This is a genomic window from Superficieibacter sp. 1612_C1, assembly GCF_015234305.1.
Classification (GTDB): domain Bacteria; phylum Pseudomonadota; class Gammaproteobacteria; order Enterobacterales; family Enterobacteriaceae; genus Superficieibacter.
Window position 1 is genome coordinate 1321245 of sequence record NZ_JADGMI010000001.1, and the last position, 6785, is coordinate 1328029.

Consider the following 6785-nt stretch of genomic DNA (forward strand, 5'->3'; position numbering starts at 1 on the left):
TAAGGAAATAATTTCGGGATTCACTGGCGTTTTATGAGTTCCCTTTTTTGAGCAATGTATGAGGTCATATGATCACAATTGACGGTAATGGTGCAGCCGCCTCGGTGGCGTTCCGCACCAGTGAAGTTATCGCCATCTATCCGATTACCCCCAGTTCGACAATGGCTGAACAGGCCGACGCATGGGCGGGAAATGGATTAAAAAACGTGTGGGGCGATGTGCCGCGCGTGGTGGAGATGCAGTCTGAAGCGGGAGCGATTGCTGCCGTTCACGGCGCGCTGCAAACCGGGGCGCTGTCTACCTCATTTACCTCATCGCAGGGGCTGCTGTTGATGATCCCGACGCTGTATAAGCTTGCGGGTCAGCTTACGCCGTTTGTTCTGCATGTGGCCGCACGCACGGTGGCGACACACGCGCTGTCTATCTTCGGCGATCATTCGGATGTGATGGCGGTACGCCAGACTGGCTGTGCGATGCTCTGCGCGGCAAATGTGCAGGAAGCGCAGGACTTTGCGCTCATCTCTCACATCGCCACGCTAAAATCCCGCGTGCCGTTTATTCATTTCTTCGATGGTTTTCGCACCTCGCACGAAATCAATAAAATCGTGCCGCTGGCCGATGAGACCATTCGCCAACTTTTACCGCAGGCGGAAATTGATGCTCATCGGGCGCGGGCGCTGAATCCGGAGCATCCGGTGATCCGTGGGACGTCCGCCAACCCGGATACTTATTTCCAGTCGCGCGAGGCGACTAACCCCTGGTATAACGCGGTCTACGATCGCGTTGAAGAGGCGATGAATGATTTCGCCAGCGCCACCGGGCGACAGTATCAGCCGTTCGAATACTATGGTCATCCGCAGGCGGAACGCGTGGTGGTGCTGATGGGCTCGGCTATCGGCACCTGCGAGGAAGTGGTCGATGCGTTGCTGACGCGCGGCGAAAAAGTGGGCGTGCTGAAAGTCCGCCTCTACCGGCCCTTCTCCGCCGCGCATCTGCTGCGCGCCCTGCCAGAAAGCGCGCGCAGTATTGCCGTTCTTGATCGCACCAAAGAACCGGGCGCGCACGCCGAACCGCTGTATCTGGATGTTATGACCGCGCTGGCCGAAGCGTTTAACCGCGGCGAGCGTGAGACTTTACCGCGCGTGATCGGCGGGCGTTACGGTCTTTCATCAAAAGAATTTGGCCCGGACTGCGTACTGTCGGTGTTTAACGAACTTAGCGCGGCAAAACCGAAGCCGCGCTTTACCGTCGGTATTTACGATGACGTGACCAACCTGTCTTTAGCGCTGCCGGAGAATACGCTACCCGCAGAAGCCAAACTCGAAGCCCTGTTTTACGGGCTGGGCAGTGACGGCAGCGTTTCCGCCACGAAAAACAACATCAAGATCATCGGTAATGCGACGCCGTGGTATGCGCAGGGCTATTTCGTCTATGACTCGAAAAAGGCCGGCGGCCTGACGGTTTCCCATCTGCGCGTCAGTGAGCATCCCATCCGCTCGGCCTATCTAATTTCGCACGCCGATTTCGTTGGCTGCCATCAGTTGCAGTTTATTGATAAGTATCAGATGGCGGAGCGCTTAAAACCCGGCGGGATTTTCCTGCTGAATACGCCTTATGCGGCGGATGAGGTCTGGTCGCGGCTGCCGCAGGAAGTGCAGGCGGTATTAAAACAGAAGAACGCCCGCTTCTGGGTGGTAAATGCGGCGAAGATTGCCCGTGAATGCGGCCTTGGCGCACGCATCAACACCGTGATGCAAATGGCCTTCTTCCATCTGACCAATATTCTGCCGGGCGATACCGCATTGACCGCGCTACAGGGGGCGATTGCCAAAAGCTACAGCAGTAAAGGTCAGGAGCTGGTGGAACGCAACTGGCAGGCGCTGGCGATGTCCCGCGAGTCCCTCGCAGAGGTCACGGTGCAGGAGGTTGACGTTAATAGCGCCCGCCGTCCGCCGATTGTGTCGGATGCCGCACCGGATTTCGTCAAAACGGTCACCGCCGCGATGCTGGCGGGTCTGGGCGATGCGCTCCCCGTCTCCGCTCTACCGCCAGACGGTACCTGGCCTGTGGGCACCACTCAGTGGGAAAAGCGCAATATTGCCGAAGCGATCCCTATCTGGAAACCCGAAATCTGCACCCAGTGTAACCACTGTGTCGCCGCCTGCCCGCATTCGGCCATCCGTGCGAAAGTGGTTTCGCCGGAGGCGATGGAACACGCGCCCGATGCTTTGCAATCGCTGGATGTAAAATCCCGCGATATGCGTGGGCAGAAGTATGTCCTCCAGGTCGCGCCGGAAGATTGCACCGGTTGTAATCTGTGCGTGGAAGTGTGTCCGGCAAAAGATCGCCAGGACCCGGAAATCAAGGCCATCAATATGATGTCGCGCCTTGAACATGTGGAAGAGGAAAAAGTGAATTATGACTATTTCCTCGCACTGCCGGAAATGGACCGTAGCAAACTGGAACGTATCGACATTCGTACCTCACAGTTGATTACCCCGCTGTTCGAATACTCCGGGGCCTGTTCCGGCTGCGGTGAAACGCCCTATATCAAGCTGCTGACCCAGCTTTATGGCGATCGAATGATGATTGCTAACGCCACCGGCTGCTCCTCCATTTACGGCGGGAATCTGCCCTCAACGCCGTACACCACCGATGCCAACGGTCGCGGCCCGGCATGGGCGAACTCGCTGTTTGAAGATAACGCCGAATTTGGTCTGGGCTTCAGACTGTCGGTCGATCAGCATCGCCAGCGCGTGATGCGCCTGCTGGACACCTTTGCCGATCGGCTGCCGGCTGAACTCAACGCCGCGTTACATGCAGACGCCACGCCGGAGGTTCGTCGTGAGCAGGTTGCTGCGTTGCGTCAGCATCTGAGCGGCGTCGACGGCGCACAGCAGCTGCTAACTGACGCCGACGCGCTGGTGGAAAAATCCATCTGGCTGATCGGCGGTGACGGCTGGGCCTACGATATCGGCTTTGGCGGGCTTGATCACGTGATGAGCCTGACGGAAAACGTCAATATTCTGGTGCTGGACACCCAGTGTTATTCCAACACCGGCGGGCAGGCGTCGAAAGCCACCCCGCTCGGCGCGGTCACCAAATTTGGCGAGCACGGTAAGCGTAAAGCGCGTAAAGATCTCGGCGTCAGCATGATGATGTACGGGCATGTTTATGTGGCGCAGATTTCGCTTGGCGCACAGCTTAACCAGACGGTGAAGGCCATTCAAGAGGCCGAATCGTATCCGGGTCCTTCGCTGATCATCGCCTACAGCCCCTGTGAAGAGCATGGCTACGATCTGGCGCTAAGCCACGATCAGATGCGCCAGCTCACCACCACCGGTTTCTGGCCACTGTTCCGCTTCGACCCGCGTCGTGCGGATGAAGGCAAGATCCCGCTGGCGCTGGACTCACGTCCGCCGTCAGACGCGCTGGCGGAAACGCTGCTTAACGAGCAGCGCTTCCGCCGTCTTAACGCTCAGCAGCCTGAGGTGGCAGAACAGCTCTGGAAAGACGCCGCCGCAGATTTGCAGAAGCGTTATGATTTCCTGGCGCAACTGGCAGGAAAAGCGGAAAAAACTTCCAGCGAATAATTTCAGCATTCACTGGTTAATGGCATAAAAAAAAGCCCGAATTCATATTCGGGCTTGTCATAAGTACCGTTTACCTGACGGACAGGTGAACTGGTCAATAAAACAGTGACAATAAAGGCATATAACGCCGTTATAATACGAAACTGCCGTACCGGTGTATAATTTTTATTTTGTATGATTCGCAATTAATCATTCACCAAATTTATCACTGTAACCCTCGATATATATTCTTAAGATTTTACTTATCAGGTAACAAATGATATTTACCATATAAGAATAGTCTCCTTTAGCATGTCTTCACTTCCTGCAAGGGAAGTAAGTGCAAAAAAACAACTAAAGGAATATTTTAATGAAAAGAAAAGTACTGGCCCTCATGATCCCTGCGTTATTAATTGCAGGCGCAGCTAATGCCGCTGAAGTTTATAATAAAGACGGCAATAAACTAGACGTTTACGGCAAGGTAGACGGTCTGCATTATTTTTCTGATAACCATAATGCTGATGGCGATCAGACCTATGTTCGCTTTGGCTTTAAAGGTGAAACGCAGATTAACGATCAGCTGACCGGTTACGGCCAGTGGGAATATAACGTTCAGGCTAACACCGCCGAAAGCGACGGCTCTAACTCCTGGACTCGTCTGGGCTTCGCCGGTCTGAAATTCGGCCAGTACGGCTCTTTCGATTACGGTCGTAACTACGGCGTGCTGTACGATGTTGAAGGCTGGACCGATATGCTGCCAGAGTTCGGCGGCGATTCTTACACCCAGGCTGACAACTTTATGACCGGTCGTGCGAATGGCGTTGCCACCTACCGCAACACCGATTTCTTCGGTCTGGTTGATGGTCTGAATTTTGCCCTGCAATACCAGGGGAATAACGAATCCAGCAGCAACGATCAGGAAGGCACCAACAACGGCCGCGCTCTGCGTAATGAAAACGGCGACGGTTTCGGTATCTCCACCACCTATGATTTAGGCATGGGCGCAAGCTTTGGCGCGGCATACACCACCTCCGATCGTACCAACGATCAGGTTAACGCGGGCGGCAAAGTCGCAGGCGGTGACGAGGCTGACGCATGGACGGCTGGCTTAAAATATGATGCCAACAACATCTATCTGGCAAGCATGTACTCTGAAACGCGTAACATGACTCCGTACGGTAACGCGGGCGTCGCTAACGAAACGCAGAACTTTGAAGTCACTGCGCAGTATCAGTTCGACTTCGGTCTGCGTCCGGCTGTCTCTTTCCTGATGTCTAAAGGCCACGATCTTAACGGCAACGCAGACACCAGCAAAGACCTGGTAAAATACGCGGACGTTGGCGCAACCTATTACTTCAACAAAAACTTCTCTACCTACGTTGATTACAAAATCAACCTGCTGGACGACAATGACAATTTCTACGCTAACAACGACATCAATACCGATGACGTAGTGGCACTGGGCATGGTTTACCAGTTCTAATCTTTATCGCCCGCTGTTTTCGGCGGGCGACTTCTTTTTGTCAGCAATATTCCTTTCATTATAAGTAATCAGTTGCGCGATTGCCTCCGGGTGATGGATGATATCGTTCATCAATGATCAGTTGTAGAGGATGCGCACCATGAAACATCATCCCGTAAAATCATCCCGAATCACCTCTATTGCCTGGGACGAAACGTCCTCCACGCTGGAAATAGCGTTCCATAACGCCGACGTTATTCAATATCAGGGCGTACCTGCACGTATTTTTCGAGACTTTCTTGTCGTGGTATCTAAAGGCCGTTTTTACGATGGTGTGATTAAGGGCAAATATCCGGAAAAAAAACGCAACGGACGTCACTAAAAACATAACTTTACCGTTGCAATGCATATCAATCGCGGGCTGATTGACTAAACTTTAAGCAGGTACTTAACGAGGAGATTGTTATGAACAGAACAATTCTTGTCCCCATTGATGTATCTGACAGCGATTTAACCCAGCGTATCGTCTCCCACGTCGAATCTCAGGCGCGGATTGATGATGCGCAAGTGCATTTTTTAACCGTTGTTCCTTCCTTTCCTTACTATGCGTCGCTGGGGCTGGCGCAATCAGGCCAGCTCCCTTCAATGGATGATTTACAGCGTGAAGCCATCAGTAAGCTCGAAGAGATTGCCGCCCGGTTTCAAATCCCCGATGACCGCAAACAGACCCATATTGCGGAAGGCTCGCCAAAAGACAAAATCCTTGAACTGGCAAAAACGCTGCATGCTGATTTGATCATCCTCGCTTCACATCGTCCTGATATTTCCACTTACCTTCTTGGCTCTAACGCGGCTGCGGTGGTACGTCACGCGGCATGCTCCGTACTGGTTGTACGTTAAGCTTCCCGGCCCGCACTCTCACTGCGGGCCGCTTGCGCACGGATTTACTTATTTTTGGGTAGAGACATTTCGCCCTATCGTTATATAATATTTTATATAACGAGTGGTGAGGTATCCGATGACCAATTATTTTGGAACGGGGATCGTGGAGGGCCTTAAAGGGCAGCATCCGCGTAAGGTGACCGATTTCAGCGCCTTTAATGATGATTATAAACGCGGCTACGTGCTGGGATATTGCCACCAGCTTCGGGAGCAATGTGGTGAAAAGGAGCTGGCCGCATGGCAGGCTGGCCTGCTGACCCGCCAGTATCATCTTGATAAAAATACGATGATGGAGTTTTTCACCGAGTTCGGCTCTGACGAGTACCTGCATTATTTCCGTCAGGGATACCAGGAGTGTCTCAACGCCGCCCACTCACTTGTCCGTAGCGCCCGCCTTCGCGGTTAGGCGCTGCATTCTCTCCAGCGCGACGCCCTTTTACGTCTGATTTACTTTTCCGCCTGACTCAGGCATAAAACGTGCCGTAAACCGTACCATACACGCCATAGATAACCGTGCAACCAGCCGGTTGATGCCATGTCGACCCAATATAATATGTATGCCTGGCGAGCTTTTAGCAGCCTTAATCCTGTTGCAGTCTGCTTACAGGAGTTGCATTAGCGATTATTGCTCCTTCTACGTCTGGGTGGAGAAGTCCGTGTTGAAATGTCTGCTATGTGCCAAATATAGTCATTCACACCCTGAGAGTTACACTTTTAAGTGATTCAGGGTATGCGCTTATTGGTTACGAATATTGTGCCAGAATCATGTGATTTGATGATTGCCGCTTTGCTTTCGAGCCAGTAAGTGC

5 protein-coding genes are annotated in these 6785 nt (G+C 53.0%); all 5 read left to right on the forward strand.

Going from position 1 to position 6785, the window contains the following annotated elements; translation table 11 throughout:
- Positions 1–68 precede the first annotated feature (68 nt).
- The 5 genes from nifJ to INT84_RS06350 all read left to right on the forward strand — a co-directional run bounded on the left by nifJ (position 69) and on the right by INT84_RS06350 (position 6382).
- A complete protein-coding gene (gene nifJ / locus INT84_RS06330; protein WP_194206069.1) occupies positions 69–3593 on the forward strand; it encodes a pyruvate:ferredoxin (flavodoxin) oxidoreductase in 3525 nt (1174 codons plus the stop codon).
- 349 nt (positions 3594–3942) lie between these two features.
- Complete coding sequence (gene ompC / locus INT84_RS06335) at positions 3943–5055, forward strand: porin OmpC (protein ID WP_194206070.1); 1113 nt, start codon at positions 3943–3945, stop codon at positions 5053–5055.
- A 139-nt stretch (positions 5056–5194) separates the two neighbouring features.
- Complete coding sequence (locus INT84_RS06340; protein WP_194206071.1) at positions 5195–5416, forward strand: KTSC domain-containing protein; 222 nt, start codon at positions 5195–5197, stop codon at positions 5414–5416.
- An 83-nt stretch (positions 5417–5499) separates the two neighbouring features.
- Positions 5500–5934 carry a universal stress protein UspF gene (gene uspF / locus INT84_RS06345; RefSeq protein WP_194206072.1) on the forward strand — a complete coding sequence of 145 codons (435 nt, stop codon included), beginning with the start codon at positions 5500–5502 and terminating at the stop codon, positions 5932–5934.
- 118 nt (positions 5935–6052) lie between these two features.
- The gene (locus INT84_RS06350) at positions 6053–6382 is read left to right on the forward strand and encodes a DUF2623 family protein (RefSeq protein ID WP_194206073.1); all 330 of its coding nucleotides are present in this window, start codon (positions 6053–6055) and stop codon (positions 6380–6382) included.
- The last annotated feature ends 403 nt before the right edge of the window (positions 6383–6785 follow it).

Excerpts from the sequence above, each read along its gene's own strand:
- uspF (WP_194206072.1), top strand. The coding sequence starts at position 5,500 with ATGAACAGAACAATTCTTGTCCCCATTGATGTATCTGACAGCGATTTA.
- nifJ (WP_194206069.1), top strand. The coding sequence starts at position 69 with ATGATCACAATTGACGGTAATGGTGCAGCCGCCTCGGTGGCGTTCCGC.
- INT84_RS06340 (WP_194206071.1), top strand. The coding sequence starts at position 5,195 with ATGAAACATCATCCCGTAAAATCATCCCGAATCACCTCTATTGCCTGG.
- ompC (WP_194206070.1), top strand. The coding sequence starts at position 3,943 with ATGAAAAGAAAAGTACTGGCCCTCATGATCCCTGCGTTATTAATTGCA.
- INT84_RS06350 (WP_194206073.1), top strand. The coding sequence starts at position 6,053 with ATGACCAATTATTTTGGAACGGGGATCGTGGAGGGCCTTAAAGGGCAG.